The 15,716-nt window shown below is 52.2% G+C and carries 14 protein-coding genes; 6 read left to right on the top strand and 8 right to left on the bottom strand.

Annotated elements, in window-relative coordinates:
• Nucleotides 1–373 precede the first annotated feature (373 nt).
• On the top strand, nucleotides 374–940 hold the full coding sequence (locus ABOC97_RS12685; RefSeq protein ID WP_349598057.1) for a winged helix-turn-helix domain-containing protein: 567 nt from the start codon (nucleotides 374–376) through the stop codon (nucleotides 938–940).
• Nucleotides 941–1,411: 471 nt separating this feature from the next.
• On the opposite strand, the gene yjeJ is transcribed toward ABOC97_RS12685, so the two are convergent.
• Nucleotides 1,412–2,269 (bottom strand): YjeJ family protein, encoded by an 858-nt coding sequence (gene yjeJ / locus ABOC97_RS12680; RefSeq protein ID WP_349598055.1) that lies wholly within the window; start codon nucleotides 2,267–2,269, stop codon nucleotides 1,412–1,414.
• A gap of 143 nt (nucleotides 2,270–2,412) precedes the next feature.
• Nucleotides 2,413–3,441: an EF-P beta-lysylation protein EpmB gene (epmB, locus tag ABOC97_RS12675; protein ID WP_349598052.1), complete on the bottom strand. Its 1,029-nt coding sequence runs from the start codon at nucleotides 3,439–3,441 to the stop codon at nucleotides 2,413–2,415.
• Between the two features lie 40 nt (nucleotides 3,442–3,481).
• Here epmB and efp point away from each other — a divergent pair, with 40 nt between their 5' ends.
• From efp to sugE, 3 genes are all read left to right on the top strand, one after another.
• A complete protein-coding gene (gene efp, locus ABOC97_RS12670; RefSeq protein WP_052284672.1) occupies nucleotides 3,482–4,048 on the top strand; it encodes an elongation factor P in 567 nt (188 codons plus the stop codon).
• 176 nt (nucleotides 4,049–4,224) lie between these two features.
• On the top strand, nucleotides 4,225–4,371 hold the full coding sequence (ecnB, locus tag ABOC97_RS12665) for a lipoprotein toxin entericidin B (RefSeq protein WP_061284288.1): 147 nt from the start codon (nucleotides 4,225–4,227) through the stop codon (nucleotides 4,369–4,371).
• A 134-nt stretch (nucleotides 4,372–4,505) separates the two neighbouring features.
• Nucleotides 4,506–4,823, top strand: coding sequence for a quaternary ammonium compound efflux SMR transporter SugE (gene sugE / locus ABOC97_RS12660; protein WP_234503332.1), 318 nt, complete (start codon nucleotides 4,506–4,508; stop codon nucleotides 4,821–4,823).
• Between the two features lie 103 nt (nucleotides 4,824–4,926).
• On the opposite strand, the gene frdD is transcribed toward sugE, so the two are convergent.
• Genes frdD through frdA form a run of 4 tightly spaced genes read right to left on the bottom strand, consistent with a single transcriptional unit; the run spans nucleotide 4,927 to nucleotide 8,220 of the window.
• Nucleotides 4,927–5,286 carry a fumarate reductase subunit FrdD gene (gene frdD, locus ABOC97_RS12655; RefSeq protein WP_052284675.1) on the bottom strand — a complete coding sequence of 120 codons (360 nt, stop codon included), beginning with the start codon at nucleotides 5,284–5,286 and terminating at the stop codon, nucleotides 4,927–4,929.
• A gap of 10 nt (nucleotides 5,287–5,296) precedes the next feature.
• Nucleotides 5,297–5,692: a fumarate reductase subunit FrdC gene (frdC, locus tag ABOC97_RS12650; RefSeq protein WP_349598119.1), complete on the bottom strand. Its 396-nt coding sequence runs from the start codon at nucleotides 5,690–5,692 to the stop codon at nucleotides 5,297–5,299.
• A gap of 10 nt (nucleotides 5,693–5,702) precedes the next feature.
• On the bottom strand, nucleotides 5,703–6,437 hold the full coding sequence (locus ABOC97_RS12645) for a succinate dehydrogenase/fumarate reductase iron-sulfur subunit (RefSeq protein ID WP_234503328.1): 735 nt from the start codon (nucleotides 6,435–6,437) through the stop codon (nucleotides 5,703–5,705).
• Nucleotides 6,430–8,220, bottom strand: a complete 1,791-nt coding sequence (gene frdA, locus ABOC97_RS12640; protein WP_234503326.1) for a fumarate reductase (quinol) flavoprotein subunit — start codon at nucleotides 8,218–8,220, stop codon at nucleotides 6,430–6,432. Before frdA ends, ABOC97_RS12645 begins: the two co-directional genes overlap by 8 nt.
• A 311-nt stretch (nucleotides 8,221–8,531) precedes the next feature.
• On the opposite strand from frdA, the gene epmA reads away from it, so the two are divergent.
• Together epmA and yjeM are read left to right on the top strand one after the other, a co-directional pair.
• Entirely contained in the window at nucleotides 8,532–9,509 is a 978-nt protein-coding gene (epmA, locus tag ABOC97_RS12635; protein ID WP_349598046.1) for an elongation factor P--(R)-beta-lysine ligase, read from the top strand.
• 214 nt (nucleotides 9,510–9,723) lie between these two features.
• The gene (gene yjeM, locus ABOC97_RS12630; protein ID WP_349598043.1) at nucleotides 9,724–11,226 is read left to right on the top strand and encodes a glutamate/gamma-aminobutyrate family transporter YjeM; all 1,503 of its coding nucleotides are present in this window, start codon (nucleotides 9,724–9,726) and stop codon (nucleotides 11,224–11,226) included.
• A 146-nt stretch (nucleotides 11,227–11,372) separates the two neighbouring features.
• On the opposite strand, the gene mscM is transcribed toward yjeM, so the two are convergent.
• A complete protein-coding gene (mscM, locus tag ABOC97_RS12625) occupies nucleotides 11,373–14,696 on the bottom strand; it encodes a miniconductance mechanosensitive channel MscM (protein WP_349598040.1) in 3,324 nt (1,107 codons plus the stop codon).
• Nucleotides 14,697–14,716: 20 nt separating this feature from the next.
• Nucleotides 14,717–15,715 carry an archaetidylserine decarboxylase gene (gene asd / locus ABOC97_RS12620; RefSeq protein WP_349598037.1) on the bottom strand — a complete coding sequence of 333 codons (999 nt, stop codon included), beginning with the start codon at nucleotides 15,713–15,715 and terminating at the stop codon, nucleotides 14,717–14,719.
• Nucleotide 15,716 lies beyond the last annotated feature (1 nt).

The raw sequence follows: 15,716 nt of genomic DNA, 5'->3' as shown, positions 1-15,716 counted from the left end.
GTATAACCGTATGGGTATCTACATTTGCTCAATGACCTGGAGCGATGGCAATCTTAGTGGGCGAAGAAAAAAAATGCATATGAATTGTTTCTGAATTTAAAAATGGATTCGGTGAGAACTGAGGATTCATTCTTTGCCCTGGTCGGTTAATTTCTGATGGTGAGACGGATAGAGATAAAATCTGACTTTCACTTGCGGGAAATATCATGTTAACCTTGCCTTTGTTACGGCTACACCACCATGTATTTATGCCTTAAACAATCTATGAATTATCCAGTCTTATAGGGTTGTAAGACTGCTTTATGATTTGTGAAGTTAAACTTGAATTTAATTCATCGTTATTTCATGAAACTAATGAGGACGGGGAAGGACTATGGTATTCAATCAATATATTATTAATGATGAAGTTATTTTTGATACAAATATGAATATGCTGCAACCTCTTGGAAAAAAAGGCGAAGGCGTGAGTTTAAATGCACCAACCGCGCGTTGCCTGCAACTTCTTCTGGAGAGCAGTAATCGGGTTGTATCCCGCGAAGAGTTTCTGGATTCAGTATGGAAAACAAGAGGTATTGTTGTTTCCCAAAACACATTTTATCAAAACATATCGTTGCTTAGGAAATCCTTGGTTAAAGCAGGTCTATCACAGGATATTATTATTACGGTTAGGCAGCGAGGATTTGTGATCTCTTCAAATGTACATATTTCTTTGTTTTTTAAAAATGATGAAGTGGAATTTGATGATAAAGTTAATAATAAGGTGATGAGTTCATCTTCATCAATAGATTATTCAGCGAAGCAGAATGGTGATTTACCTGCAGAGAAGCATGTAAATGAAAATATCAACGACAGAAAAGTAGTGACATTTATGCTACCGAAATGGATATTGCCCATTTTTCTGGCTATGCTAATCGCAAACATTCTCTATCTATTTCTATAAATAATAAAAGGTGGTTTTTCTATATTTTATGTTTATGGAACATCTTATGCAAAATCATGGGCGCATTAATTGTGTTTTGATTGTTAACTACCGCCTGTTGATACCTCTAATCCATAAAATAAAACTGCAGTCTGCCAGGTCTGTACCCGGCAGACGAATTATCTTTTGCATGCCGACAATTGATATTTTTATTTTTCCCAAAAAAAGGGACTTATGCTCTCGTAGATCCTTGTGGTTTGCCTTCTTAAGAGCAGCATTTTGCGAATTGTCCGAACTTTTTTGTCCTGTCTGAGGTAAGGGCTAAACGTAGGTATGATGAGGCGTTTAGGGGCAATGAACATGAGGCAATTGAAAATATGATTGGGTGAAATGGGCGAGCTGAATGACGGCTAGACCCATTTATGTCTGCATAACAAATAACCCAGTTTCAAACCTTTTGACAGATTTGTGCACTGTTATACTGACGCACAGTCAGTCCTTGGCTTTTGCCGCGTTTTGCTGTAGCTGATGGAGCGCCTGCATACAGGCATCGGGAGTGAACGTTTTATTCTTCTCTGACGACAGCATTCTGACGAATACCTGACACGATGTGCCAGAAAGTTTTTTCAGCCGTGGGCTGAAATCCAGAAGACGGCGAGAAATCTCCTCAACCTCTTTTGAACCCGGTTTACTCCGTGTTTTAATCAACGTCCCACAAAACTGTTCTTTACCTTCGGTATCGGTGTAGCGATAGAGCACAGCCAGATGGTGCACAAACAGATTTCGCTTCCACGCCGGATGGTCGTAGGCATCGTATTCCAGATTGCCACTATCGCGGTGGTCCACATCGTAAAGTGGCAGGAAGTCCATTATCGATGCAAGGCGTGAAGTAAGTTCGTGCATTTCAGCATTGTTCACCGCGTGGATCATCACGGTAACCAGTAATTCCATCTGCAGCAGATCAACCACTAGCTCAATACTTTTACCTGACTGCAATTTTAGCGAGAAGGTCATGGTATCGGCATCATGCTGCGTCAGAGACAGAATATTGACACGTTGGTTGATGTCAGCCTGCTCCAGCTCGAGCTGTTGAATCGAGGGGATATTCTGATGCATTTTCTGGACGGCTTTATCACGTAGTTTTTCGTACTGGCGGCGCTTTTCAGCGTTCAGTTGCGGAAGTTGTGATAGGCGAGATTCCAACGCGATCAGCAGATCTTTTAGAACGATAACCGGCAGAAAGAATAGCGACTCTTGATTACGTGATGACTTCACTTTCAGCGCTAGCGCAATAAAGTTTTTATCCTGGCGGATAACGCCGGCGTTAATACCCATCATTGTGATCGACAAACGGTTCTCCTTAACCATTTCTCAGTTAATCATTAAATTAACTTATTGATATGGTTTGATTTTGTTGAAGTTTCCAAAATAACACAGTCTATTATGATGCGTGGAGAATATAGACAGACTTAAGCCCATCTATATTCGAGGTATTAGCGCTGGCGCAGCTGGAGATCCAACGGCGTTTTACTCGGCTCACCGCCAATCTCACGGGCCAGTTTAGGTACCATATAACCGGATACCAGAGTGAGTAATTCGCGCACAATCTCACGCGCTTCATCATCACTAATGAGGAAATGAGCTGCACCCTGCACTTTATCCAGCACGTGCAGGTAATAAGGCATCACGCCGGCGTCAAATAGCGCATTACTGAGATTGGCCAACGCTTGCGCGTTATCGTTAACACCGCGTAGTAAGACGCTTTGATTGAGCAACGTCACGCCCACCCGGCGCAGATTTGCCATGGCGGTACGGAATTCCGCGCCGATTTCGTTGGCGTGGTTAATATGATTTACCAGCAGGATCTGCAGTGATGAACGCTCAAAGCGGCTGATCAGTGTATCGGTAATGCGTGCGGGGATAACGATCGGCAAACGGCTGTGGATACGCAGGCGTTTGATATGCGGGATAGACTCAAGCTGAGTGAGCAGCCAGTCTAGCTCATGATCTTTTGCCATCAGGGGATCGCCGCCGGAGAAGATGATTTCATCCAGTTCAGGGTGTGCACTCACGTAGTCGAGAGCTGCCTGCCAGTTGCGCTTATTGCCCTGATTATCGGCGTACGGGAAGTGGCGACGGAAGCAATAACGACAATTTACCGCGCAGCCGCCTTTGACCAGCAATAACGCGCGATTGCGGTATTTATGCAGCAACCCCGGTACCACGCTGTGCTGTTCTTCCAGCGGGTCGGTGGAAAAACCTGGCGCGGTGATAAACTCTTCTTGCGAGGTAAGTACCTGACGTAAAAGCGGATCGTCAGGATTGCCTTTTTCCATTCGCGCCACGAACGCACGTGGAACGCGCAGGGCGAAAAGGCGCTTAGCTTCACGGCCAGCGAGCAAATTTTCATCAGCGTCTATATTCAGAAGACGCAATAATTCATCCGGATCGGTGAGAACATCGGCAAGTTGCATCAACCAATCTTCTCTGGATGGGGTATTTAGGGTTACAATATGCGCCATTTTGTGGCTTAGCTACCATTTAACAATTTCAGAGGGCCTTATGGCGACTTACTATAGCAACGATTTTCGTGCTGGTCTTAAAATCATGATGGACGGCGAACCGTACGCGGTTGAAGCCAGTGAATTCGTTAAGCCGGGTAAAGGTCAGGCATTCGCACGTGTTAAACTGCGCCGCCTGCTGACCGGTACTCGTGTAGAGAAAACCTTCAAGTCTACCGACTCCGCTGAAGGTGCAGATGTTGCCGATATGAACCTGACCTTCCTGTATACCGACGGTGAGTTCTGGCACTTCATGAACAACGAAACCTTCGAGCAGCTGGCTGCCGATGAGAAAGCCGTTGGCGATAACGCTAAATGGCTGCTGGATCAGGCTGAATGCATCGTGACCCTGTGGAACGGTCAGCCTATCTCTGTAACCCCGCCAAACTTCGTTGAACTGGAAATCGTTGAAACCGATCCAGGTCTGAAAGGCGATACCGCAGGTACCGGCGGTAAACCAGCGACTCTGTCTACTGGCGCAGTCGTGAAAGTTCCTCTGTTCGTACAGATTGGCGAAGTGATCAAAGTTGATACTCGCTCTGGCGAATACGTCTCTCGCGTGAAGTAATTCATGTATTGAGCCGTGGCGCAGCAGCAGTGCTGCGCCTGCCTTCCGCAATCCCTGCCTTATTTCATTACTTCCCCGTGTTTTAGTCTGAAAAAAATCGCTGAAATCCAACATGCTGGGTGAAGTTGTCTATGCTTATCAAGCAAGATAACTAAAACTGACATAAGGATGACATTATGGTGAAAAAAGCGATCGCAGCGATTTTTACGGTGCTGGTACTCTCCTCGGTTTTAACGGCATGCAATACCACCCGAGGTCTTGGTCAGGATATTTCTGATGGTGGTAGCGCGATCTCTGGGGCAGCAACCAAGGCGCAGCAATAAATCCAGACTGACGGTACGACGTGCTGTTGTACCGTCGTTTTACCTTGCCTATACTGCTTCTCTACAAAACACCTTACGGGACGACCCGTAAGCGTATCGCACTTGGGGACGGCCCCATTCTTATGGAGCCTGATATGCCCTGGATAATTCTCTTTGTTGCTGGTCTTCTTGAAGTGGTGTGGGCCGTTGGCCTGAAATATACCCATGGTTTTAGCCGACTGGTGCCGAGCGCCATTACGATCGCGGCGATGGTGGTCAGCATGGCCATGTTGTCATGGGCGATGAAAAGTCTGCCGGTAGGAACGGCCTATGCGGTCTGGACGGGAATCGGTGCGGTTGGTGCAGCTATCACTGGGATTTTGCTGTTAGGTGAGTCAGCGAGCCCAATGCGTATTGTCAGTCTTGCGCTGATTGTCATGGGGATTATTGGCTTGAAGTTGAGCGCGCATTAATGCGGTAGTCGTTTCCCCGGCGGCGCTACGCTTGGCCGGGCTACAAAGAACACAGAATCCTGTAGCCCGGCCAAGCGTAGCGCCGCCGGGAGGCGGCACACAGTTAGATAAATAGTACCCCGACTAGCGTCACCACCGTCAGAATGGCTGCCAGGCCGTAGAACACCCATTTCCCGTTCGGGACGTGGATCTTCAGATCATGCATCGCATGGTGAATACGGTGCAGACCACACCACAGCGGCAGAACAATCATCAGGAAGATAAACGCACGGCCAATCAGGCTATGGGCAAAACCCAGTACGCGTTCGTAGCTAAAAGCATCAGCCGGTGCCAGACCCAGCGGCAGCATAATGCCAACCAGCAGCACAATAACCGGGGCGATAATCGCGCCCCACATGCCACCTGCGCCAAACAGGCCCCAGAATACCGGCTCGTCGGAACGTTTTGGATTAGGGTTAATCATGCCAGTCTCCTTACCAGAACAGGGCGATAAATAAAACCACCACGCTGACCACCGCGGTCACCACCCAAAGCCCTTTGATAATTGGCTCTGGCCCCATTTTTTCACCTTTTACGATGATATTGGCGGCTTTCGGCGCCAGCTCAAACCAGGTTTTGGTGTGCAGCAGAGCGGCACCGAGGGTTATCAGATTCAGCACCACTACGATTGGGTTTTGCAGGAATCCCACGTAACCGGCCCAGCTTTCTGCACCGTGTTTCAGCGCAAATAGGCCGTAAATCAATACAATGCTGAACCAGACGGTAGGGACTGCCGTGCCTTCACGCAGCATATAGAAGCGATAAAACGGCAGTTTTTTCCACCAGGTGGACGGCATCGGCCGTACATAGGGTTTGCGTTTAGTCGTCATCATGCACTCCTTAGCGTGGTTTCAGGGTGGCGATAAGAAAGTCTTTCGAGCTTTCTACTTTACCCTGCTGAATGGCGGCGGCCGGATCGACGTGTTTCGGGCACACTTCGGAGCAGTAGCCGACAAAGGTACAGGTCCAGACGCCATTCTGGCCGTTTAGCTGCGCCATACGTTCTTTCTTCCCGTGGTCACGGCTGTCTTCGTTATAGCGATGTGCCAGGGTAATCGCCGCCGGGCCGATGAATTCAGGATTCAGGCCAAACTGCGGGCAGGCTGCATAGCACAGACCGCAGTTGATGCAGCCGGAGAACTGATGGTATTTCGCCATCTGCGCCGGAGTCTGGGTGTTTGGTCCCTGATCTGGCGTGCGCGGATTGCCGATGATATACGGCTTAATCGCTTCCAGACTCTCGATAAAGTGGGTCATGTCGACCACCAAATCGCGCTCGATAGGGAAGTTGGCCAGCGCTTCGACTTTGATCCCTTTGGTGTACTCACGCAGGAAGGTCTTACAGGCCAGTTTCGGTACTTTATTAACCATCATGCCGCAGGAACCGCAGATAGCCATGCGGCAGGACCAGCGATAGCTTAAGTCCGGCGCAAGGTTATCTTTGATGTAGCCCAGCGCGTCGAGCAGCGACGTTTGCTCGTCGTAAGGCACTTCATAAAAGGCACTGTGAGGGGCGCTGTCCACTTCCGGGTTGTAGCGCACAATCTCAACTTTGATATTTTGCATCTCAGCCATTCGCCTTCTCCTTCTTCTCGGCCGCTTCTGCTTCTGCGCCGTACACGCGTTTAGCCGGTGGCAGGGTCGTGATTTTCACATCGCTGTAGTCGAGGCGCGTGGTGCCGTCGGCATCGCGGAAGGCGAGGGTATGTTTGAGGAAGTTAACGTCATCACGCTCGGTGCAGCCTTCGTCCAGACGCTGGTGTGCGCCGCGTGACTCTTTACGCGCCATCGCCGAGTGCGCCATACATTCGGCAACGTTCAGACCGTGGCCCAACTCAATGGTGTAGAGCAAATCGGTATTGAACACGCTTGAGGTATCGGTGACGCGCACGCGTTTGAAGCGCTCCTGCAGCTCAGCGAGCTTATCGATAGTTTTCTGCATCAGCTCCGGGGTACGGTAGATGCCGCAACCTTCTTCCATCGACAGACCCATTTCGTCGCGGATCTTCGACCAGTTTTCGTTGCCTTCCTGGTTCACCACCGCTTTCAGGCGGTTTTCGATATCGCTCACCTGCGCGTCGAGCGCGCTGCCGTTAGCTTCACCGACGGTTGCTGCGCGGGCCATCGCCTGCTCACCGGCCATACGACCGAAGACTACCAGTTCCGCCAGCGAGTTGGAGCCCAGGCGGTTTGCACCGTGCAGACCCACGGAAGAACATTCGCCGACGGCGAACAGACCTTTAATGCGGGTTTCACACTGTTGGTCGGTTTCGATGCCGCCCATGGTGTAGTGCGCGGTTGGACGTACTGGAATTGGCTCTTTCACCGGATCGACGCCGACGTAGGCTTTCGCCAGTTCACAGATAAACGGCAGACGTTCCAACAGCTTTTTCTCGCCAAGGTGACGCAGGTCAAGATAGACCACATCACCGCGTGGTGTTGGCACGGTGTTGCCTTTGCGCCATTCATGCCAGAAGGCCTGAGAAACCTTGTCACGTGGACCCAGTTCCATGTATTTATTTTTCGGCTCACCAAGCGGGGTTTCCGGACCCATACCGTAGTCCTGCAGATAGCGGTAGCCGTTTTTGTTGACCAGAATACCGCCTTCACCACGGCAGCCTTCGGTCATCAGGATGCCAGAGCCCGGCAGGCCGGTTGGGTGATACTGAACGAATTCCATATCGCGCAGCGGAACGCCGTGGCTTAGCGCCATGCCCATGCCGTCACCGGTAACGATGCCGCCGTTGGTATTGTAGCGATACACGCGACCCGCACCGCCGGTGGCCATCACCACCGCGTTGGCGCGGATTTGTACCAGCGAACCTTCCATCATGTTCATAGCGACCAGGCCACGGGCCTGACCATCATCGACCAGAATGTCGAGGACGAAATGTTCATCAAAGCGTTGGATTTGAGGGAATTGCAGGGAGGTCTGGAACAGGGTGTGCAGCATATGGAAGCCGGTTTTATCGGCGGCAAACCATGTGCGTTCGATTTTCATGCCACCGAAGCGCCGGACGTTAACGCTGCCGTCCGGGCGACGACTCCACGGGCAGCCCCACTGCTCGAGCTGGGTCATTTCCGTTGGACAATGGTGGACAAAGTAATCGACGACATCTTGTTCGCAAAGCCAGTCGCCACCGGCGACAGTGTCGTGAAAATGGTATTCGAAGCTATCATGGTCCTGTGCGACGGCGGCGGAGCCACCTTCGGCGGCAACCGTATGGCTGCGCATAGGATAAACTTTTGAGATCAAAGCGATTTTGGCTTTTGGATTTGCCTGGGCGGCTGCGATAGCAGCGCGTAATCCAGCTCCGCCTGCGCCTATAATGGCAAGATCGGCTTGAAAGGTTTGCACGACATTCCTCCAGATTATTGTTATTTCACAACAAGCTACGCGGGGGATATCACGTGGCCTATCGCAAAAACGTTTCCACTGCTCCTTTATAGGTAAAGCAGTATACCCGCGGGCTTGTCAGGGAAATTTGATGTGTTCGATTTTTTTATCGATATGTGCGCTTAATTTATGAATGTAGCTGATGAATTACGTTATGGAATTACTTAGGAAAATGTTCTTCCTGGCCCTCTCATCAATCGCCGGGCAATATTTGTGTCATGTGCCGCTTGCGGGTAGACTTCGTGCCCTTGTCTGAATTCGGAGAAACAAACATGAGCGAGACGGCAACCTGGCAGCCGAGCGCCTCCATCCCCAATCTGTTAAAACGTGCGGCGCTAATGGCGGAAATCCGTCGTTTTTTTGCTGACCGCGGCGTACTGGAGGTGGAAACGCCCTGCATGAGCCAGGCAACGGTTACTGACATCCACATGGTACCGTTTGAGACTCGCTTTGTTGGCCCGGGACATTCCCAGGGCATGAACCTGTACCTGATGACCAGCCCGGAATATCACATGAAGCGCCTGCTGGCAGCAGGCTGCGGCCCCGTTTTCCAGCTGTGCAGAAGCTTCCGCAATGAAGAAATGGGGCGTCATCACAACCCAGAATTCACCATGCTGGAATGGTACCGTCCGCACTTCGACATGTATCGCTTGATCAACGAAGTTGATGATCTACTGCAACAGGTGCTGGAAACCCAGCCTGCCGAGAGTCTCTCTTACCAGCAGGCGTTCCAGCGCCATCTGGAAATTGACCCGCTGTCGGCGGACAAAGCTCAGATGCGTGAAGCGGCGGCGAAGCTCGATCTGAGCAACATTGCGGATACCGAAGAGGATCGCGACACGTTGCTACAGCTGCTCTTTACCTTCGGCGTTGAGCCACATATCGGTAAGGAACGCCCGACGTTTGTTTATCACTTCCCGGCAAGCCAGGCATCGCTGGCACAGATCAGTACGGAAGATCACCGGGTAGCCGAGCGCTTTGAGGTTTACTTCAAGGGGATTGAGCTAGCAAATGGTTTCCATGAACTGACCGACGCGCGTGAACAACGCCAGCGTTTCGAACAGGATAACCGCAAGCGCGCCGCGCGAGGTTTGCCACAACAACCGATCGATCAAAACCTGCTGGACGCGTTAGCGGCCGGCCTGCCGGATTGTTCCGGTGTGGCACTGGGGGTTGACCGCTTGGTGATGCTGGCGCTGGGAGCTGAAAGTCTGGCTGACGTGCTGGCATTTAGCGTAGAACGGGCTTAACGTTTTATTTAACAAGATAAAATGACGCGCAATGCGTCATTTTATAGTTATATATTTTTTAATTGCCGCTAATTGTCACAATTTTCCTCTGGTTATTTGCTATCATCCTGCCAGCAAATTCTATCGTCGCTCTCCCATTGCCTTGCTCACGCAAGTTCGCAATGCGGTGTCCTGTCGGCGTGTAAAATAATGGTCCAGAGTAAAGGAGGGTCAAATGACCCAGTCAATAAAAAAGATGAGCCTTATTGGCCTCATCCTGATGATATTTACTTCAGTTTTTGGTTTTGCCAATAGCCCCTCCGCATTTTATCTGATGGGATATAGCGCCATCGTCTGGTATATATTTTCCGCGCTCTTATTCTTTATTCCCTTTGCCTTAATGATGGCTGAAATGGGGGCAGCCTATCGTAAAGAAGAGGGTGGGATCTATTCGTGGATGAATAATAGCGTCGGCCCACGCTATGCGTTTATTGGTACCTTTATGTGGTTCTCTTCCTACGTTATCTGGATGGTGAGCTCGTCGGCGAAGGTGTGGGTACCGTTTTCTACCTTCCTGTTTGGCTCTGACATGACCCAGCACGGGAGCTTTGCTGGCCTGGCATCGACGCAGGTGGTAGGTGTACTGGCGGTAGTCTGGATGGTGCTGGTCACGACGGTTGCGGCAAAAGGAATTAATAAAATTGCACGTATTACTGCCGTTGGCGGTATTGCTGTGATGTGCCTTAATCTGGTTTTATTGTTAGTAAGTATTGCTATTTTGTTATTAAATGGCGGCCACTTCGCACAGCCAATTAATTTCATCGCCTCGCCAAACCCGGGTTATCAATCGGGGCTGGCAGTTTTATCGTTTGTAGTATTTGCAATCTTTGCTTACGGTGGCATTGAAGCCGTGGGAGGTCTGGTAGATAAAACGGAAAGTCCGGAAAAGAACTTCGCCAAAGGTATTGTCTTTGCGGCGATAGTTATTTCTATTGGTTATTCGCTGGCGATATTCTTGTGGGGCGTTAGCACCAACTGGCAGCAAATTTTAAGTGACCGCTCGGTTAACCTTGGCAACATTACCTATGTGTTGATGTCCAGTTTGGGAGCGACATTGGGCAACGCCATGCATCTTTCGCCAGCCGCGGCGGCCGCGGTAGGGGTTTGGTTTGCACGAATTACCGGGCTGTCGATGTTCCTCGCATATACCGGCGCATTCTTTACTTTAATCTACTCACCGCTGAAGGCGATTATTCAAGGAACGCCAAAAGCATTGTGGCCAGCGTCAATGACCCGTCTCAATGAAAACGGCATGCCGTCCACGGCGATGTGGATGCAGTGTGCGCTGGTGAGCCTGTTTATTCTGCTGGTCTCTTTTGGCGGCGATACCGCTTCGGCGTTCTATAACAAGCTGACGCTGATGGCCAACGTTTCCATGACCCTGCCGTACCTGTTCCTGGCGCTGGCCTTCCCGTTCTTTAAAGCCAAAATGGATCTCGACCGTCCGTTTGTTCTCTTCAAAACGAAGGTATCAATATGGCTTGCCACGGGCGTGGTGGTGCTGGTGGTTGCTTTTGCCAACATCTTTACCGTGATTCAGCCGGTAATCGAGAAGGGAGACTGGGACAGCGCACTGTGGATGGTTGGCGGGCCGATTTTCTTCTCGCTGCTGGCGATGGCTATTTACGAAAACTATCGCCGCCGGGCCGACCACCGACCGCACCTGGCCGCGGAATAAATACGCTAGTCAGGCTATGCAATACAGTACCGACGAAATACTGCCGGTGGTGAGGCGAAGCGTCGGTAACGCCACGCGAACGAGCCAAAAATAAATCGAGTATTGCGTGATTCCTTCTCCCCTAAAAAGGGGAGAAGGTGCTTCGATTACAGACTGCCCGGCTGGCGGCTGGCGCGGCCCGCAGAGGTCAGCGTGTTCGCCGTTTTCTTGCCATTGATACTCTCTAAGCGCATCTGGAACGGCGGGAATGGCATATCGATGCCGTGCTGACGGAAACCGGCCAGAATCAACTGGTGCAGTTCGTGGCGCAGCGGCATGCGGTGGCCCATTTCGGCGGCGTAGATACGCAGCTCGAAAATCTGAATCCCCTGTTGTAAATCCACCAGGAACGCTTCCGGCGCCGGTGTATCAATCACCAGCGAGCAGCGGTGAGCGGCGGTCAGCAGGATCTGCGCAACCTCTTCGCTGTTGGCGTCCGACGGTGCCGGGATGCTTAACACCACGCGGGTGACTGAGTCCGACAGCGACCAGTTGATAAACTGTTCGGTGATAAACGCCTTATTCGGCACGATAATCTCTTTGCGGTCCCAGTCGCTGATGGTGGTGGCACGGGTGTTGATGCGCGTGACGCTACCGGTTAAGTCGCGAATAGTGACCGTATCGCCGATACGGATCGGTTTCTCAAACAGGATAATCAGGCCAGAGATAAAGTTGGCGAATATCTCCTGCAAACCAAAGCCGAGACCTACACCGAGGGCGGCAACCAGCCATTGCAGTTTCGACCACTCAATCCCCAGCAGCGAGAAGCCCATCAGGCCGCCAATCATCATCAGAATGTATTTTGTGATGGTGGTAATAGCGTAACCGGTACCCGGTGCCAGGGAGAGATGCTGGAGAATAGCGAGCTCAAGTAATGCGGGCAGGTTACGTACCAACTGGGTGGTGATAATCAGCACCAGAATGGCGATGAGTACCGCGCCGAGGGTAATCGGTTCAATACTTTCGACGCCCTGCACGGTAGAGGTGACATCCCACAGCGAGATATTCTCAAGGAAGCCAAACGCTGAGTGGATTTCCGACCACAGGATAATCACCGACACCAGCGCAATCAGCATCAGAATCGAGCGGACGAGGCGCAGAGACTGTTCGCTGATGGTGTCGAGGTTGACCTCACTCACCTCCATCTCTGCGGTTCCTTCGAGGCTGGTGGTGTGGGCTTCTTCTTCACCTCTGGCACGGTGTGCCAGCATTTCAGCACGTTTGTGTTTGGCTCGTTCAAACGCCAGCCTGCGGCGCTGGATCAGCATCCAGCGGCGGATGACGTGGTAAATCACCAGCAGCAAGAACCAGATGGCAACCGAAGTCTCCAGACGTGCCAGCAGAGCCTGTGATGTGGCGAGATAGCCGACGGCGGCGGCAAAAATAGCGACCAGCGGCGCGCCAATCATCAGGTTCCACAGCATGCTGTTGACCCGATTATCACCGTTGCCCTCTTTGTCGAGATACAGCGGAATACCCGCGCGCTTCAGGCTGAGTGTAACCACCGCCAGCGCACCGCAGATCAGGATAAAGCAGAGCCTGCCTAGCGATGCGGAGAACTCCCGATCATTGAGGTTATCGAACATGATCAGCGCCATGATAAGCGGCACGATGAGTCCGATGCTCATCAGGTAATAGCGCATGGCACGGGCGACGCGGTTTTGCGGCCAGCCGAAGTGGACGATAAACAGACCGTTAGTGCGGGCGAAGGCGGCGCAGATCATCACCACCCACAGTAGCGGCACGGTGGCGGTGACGCCATCGCCGATAGCCACCGCCAGTGGGTAAGGCCAAGCCTCCTGAAGACCGTAACCCAACGTTGCCCACAGTACCGGCAGCGGTGAGGCCACCAGAATCGACCAGAACACCGTGCGCATCGTTAGCCAGAAGTGGTCCTGGGTGACTTTGCCTACGCGGGCGCTGGAACGCTCCAGAAAACGTGTGAAGTGTTTACGCGAGCTAATGCTAAAGCCAACCAACAGTAACGCGGCAAATAGCGGGAATAACGTCTGGCGGCTAGTGACCATCATGACGCTGGCTTTACCGAGCTGGCTAAAGGTATCCAGCGAGATCAGCCGACGCAGATCCTGCACGATTTCAATCGGCCAGCTAAAGTCGATAGGGCGTACATCTGAAGTCCAGAACAGATAGCGGTGCGTCGCTTCGTTCACCTCTTTTAGCGCGTCTTCCAACTGACTATTGGAGACTTTCAGCTTAGTGAGCTCAAGGATCAGTGTGTCGCCGCCCTGAAGTAGGGAGTTCAACAGTTCACGCTGGGTGCGTAGCTGGGCCTCAAGAATGCGGTTTTGCTCGCCGGTGAGTGGCTGGCCATCAACCTGATGGATCTGGCGTAATTGCGGCTGCTTGTTCAGCAGATCTTCATAGCGCAGCCGATGCACGCGCAGCTGCGCCATTTCGGTATCAAGCTGCTGCGGTTTTGGCATCTCAGGCAGGCGGGCGACCTGGGCACGTAGCGCTTCGCCGAGCAGATTCGATGCACCCAACCACTGTGACTGCTCGCGCAGCGTGTTGAGCGCCTGGCGGACCTGTAGGGTCTGGTTCGCGGCCTGACGCTGCTGGGAGGCGACCAGATCCATGCGCTGAGCCTGTTGATTCAACGCCTGGGAAAGCTCGCGGTTAATTTTAAACTGGTCAACGATCCCTACGGGCAGATTCTCGCTGTTTTCGGCCAGAAGTTCGGTGCTTTCGAGCGCCCGTTCTGCTTCGCGTTGGCGTTGGCTATTGAGCTGATTACGCAGCGCCTGTAGATAAGCGTCGAGCTGTTCGCTCTGTTTCTGCGCCAGCTCGGAGCGCATACGCGCCAGCTCCTGACGATTGTTAGCGGAAAGCTGCGCCAGCTCCAGTTCATCGACCAATGCCTTCAGCTTGCTGGAGTCGGCCTGCAGGCTGAGTGCCTGCGCCTGCGCCAACGGCGAATTGCCGGTGCTGGTTCCGAGGCGGCGCTCAACGTCGTTCAATTGACGACGGGCGTCGGTCTGCTGTTGCGGTAATTGGTTGACGGAATCAGCGATTTCGCGGGCGCGATCCTGTTCCTGTTGGGCCAGACGGCTTTTTTCCAGTAGCTGGCTGCTAACCTGCAAAATCTCCTGATTTAGCGCATCAGAGCTCATCCCCTCCGGTGCCTGACGTGGTTCGTCACGCAGGTTGTTAAGCTGGCTGCGCAGCGTCTGGGAGAGTTTGGGGAAATTGTCGATAACCTGCTGGTACTGCGCGGTGCGCTCAAGGGAGCTTTTTTGCTCCTCGAGCGCAGTAAGGGCGTTTTGTAATGCTTCGACGGTTTCAGGCTGAGCGGGCTTGGCCGCTTTCGCCTGTTCCAGTTCCTGGGCTATTTGTCGAGCATTGAGGGCCGTCGCTGCGTACGCCCCCTGGCTGAGGCACCAGGCCATCAGTAAAGTGATAATCAGGCGCACATCAGACCCTTATTCAGTAATTAGCTTTGCTCTTTTTTTTCGTCAGCCTGCGGAGCAAGGTTCTGCTCAACAACGTGTTCGGTGGCTGGCTCAACGATAACTTCCGGCTCAACGACGGCTTCTGGCTCAACGACGACTTCTGGTTCAGCCACGACTTCAGTGGAGATAGCCAGTGGTTCACCCAGTTTAGTCACCGACAGATTTTTCAGCGCTTCAACCAGCGTCACTTTACCCGGCGCAAACAGGTTAATCACCGTTGAACCCAGTTTAAAGCGGCCCATCTCCTGACCTTTCAGCAGCGCCACAGAACCTTCCTGATCGCCTGCCGGATAGGTCCAGCGCTTGATCACGCCTTCACGTGGTGGTGTGACGGTGCCGGACCAGACGGTTTCAATGCTGCCGACGATGGTTGCGCCAACCAGAATCTGTGCCATTGGGCCGAATTCGGTATCGAACAGGCAGATAACGCGTTCGTTACGGGCAAACAGGTTTGGTACGTTCTGCGCCGTCAAATGATTCACGGAGAACAGATCGCCCGGCACGTAGATCATCTCACGCAGGATACCGTTGCACGGCATGTGGACGCGGTGATAGTCACGTGGGGAGAGATAGGTGGTGGCAAAGGTACCGTTACGGAACAGGTCGGCCATGATGTAGTTGCCGGCCAGCAGCGCTTCCAGCGAATAGTCGTGACCTTTGGCCTGCAGAATTTTATCGCCTTCAATAGCGCCCAGTTGGCTGATAGCGCCATCGGCAGGCATCACCAGAACGCTTGGGTCAGTGTTGACCGGGCGGGCATCTTCACGCAGCGGACGAACAAAGAAATCGTTGAAAGTGCGGTAGCTGGCGGTATCCGGCTTCTGCGCCTCTTTCATGTCGACCTTGTAGAATTTGACGAACAGATCGATAACCAATTTGGTCAGCCATCCCGCTCGTTTGCTTGCACCCCAGCCTGCGAGACGCGTAAGCCACAGTTTAGGCAGAATGTATTGCAGTGAAAGTTTAAACGAGTTTAACAAG

Source organism: Kluyvera huaxiensis (assembly GCF_040149365.1).
Lineage (GTDB): Bacteria > Pseudomonadota > Gammaproteobacteria > Enterobacterales > Enterobacteriaceae > Kluyvera > Kluyvera intermedia_A.
The sequence above is the reverse complement of the archived record's forward strand: the minus strand, read 5'-3'. Positions and strand labels throughout refer to the sequence as shown.

Excerpts from the sequence above, each read along its gene's own strand:
- ABOC97_RS12645 (WP_234503328.1), bottom strand. The coding sequence starts at position 6,437 with ATGGCTGAGATGCAAAATATCAAAGTTGAGATTGTGCGCTACAACCCG.
- epmA (WP_349598046.1), top strand. The coding sequence starts at position 8,532 with ATGAGCGAGACGGCAACCTGGCAGCCGAGCGCCTCCATCCCCAATCTG.
- frdC (WP_349598119.1), bottom strand. The coding sequence starts at position 5,692 with ATGACGACTAAACGCAAACCCTATGTACGGCCGATGCCGTCCACCTGG.
- efp (WP_052284672.1), top strand. The coding sequence starts at position 3,482 with ATGGCGACTTACTATAGCAACGATTTTCGTGCTGGTCTTAAAATCATG.
- frdD (WP_052284675.1), bottom strand. The coding sequence starts at position 5,286 with ATGATTAACCCTAATCCAAAACGTTCCGACGAGCCGGTATTCTGGGGC.
- epmB (WP_349598052.1), bottom strand. The coding sequence starts at position 3,441 with ATGGCGCATATTGTAACCCTAAATACCCCATCCAGAGAAGATTGGTTG.
- ABOC97_RS12685 (WP_349598057.1), top strand. The coding sequence starts at position 374 with ATGGTATTCAATCAATATATTATTAATGATGAAGTTATTTTTGATACA.
- sugE (WP_234503332.1), top strand. The coding sequence starts at position 4,506 with ATGCCCTGGATAATTCTCTTTGTTGCTGGTCTTCTTGAAGTGGTGTGG.
- ecnB (WP_061284288.1), top strand. The coding sequence starts at position 4,225 with ATGGTGAAAAAAGCGATCGCAGCGATTTTTACGGTGCTGGTACTCTCC.
- yjeM (WP_349598043.1), top strand. The coding sequence starts at position 9,724 with ATGACCCAGTCAATAAAAAAGATGAGCCTTATTGGCCTCATCCTGATG.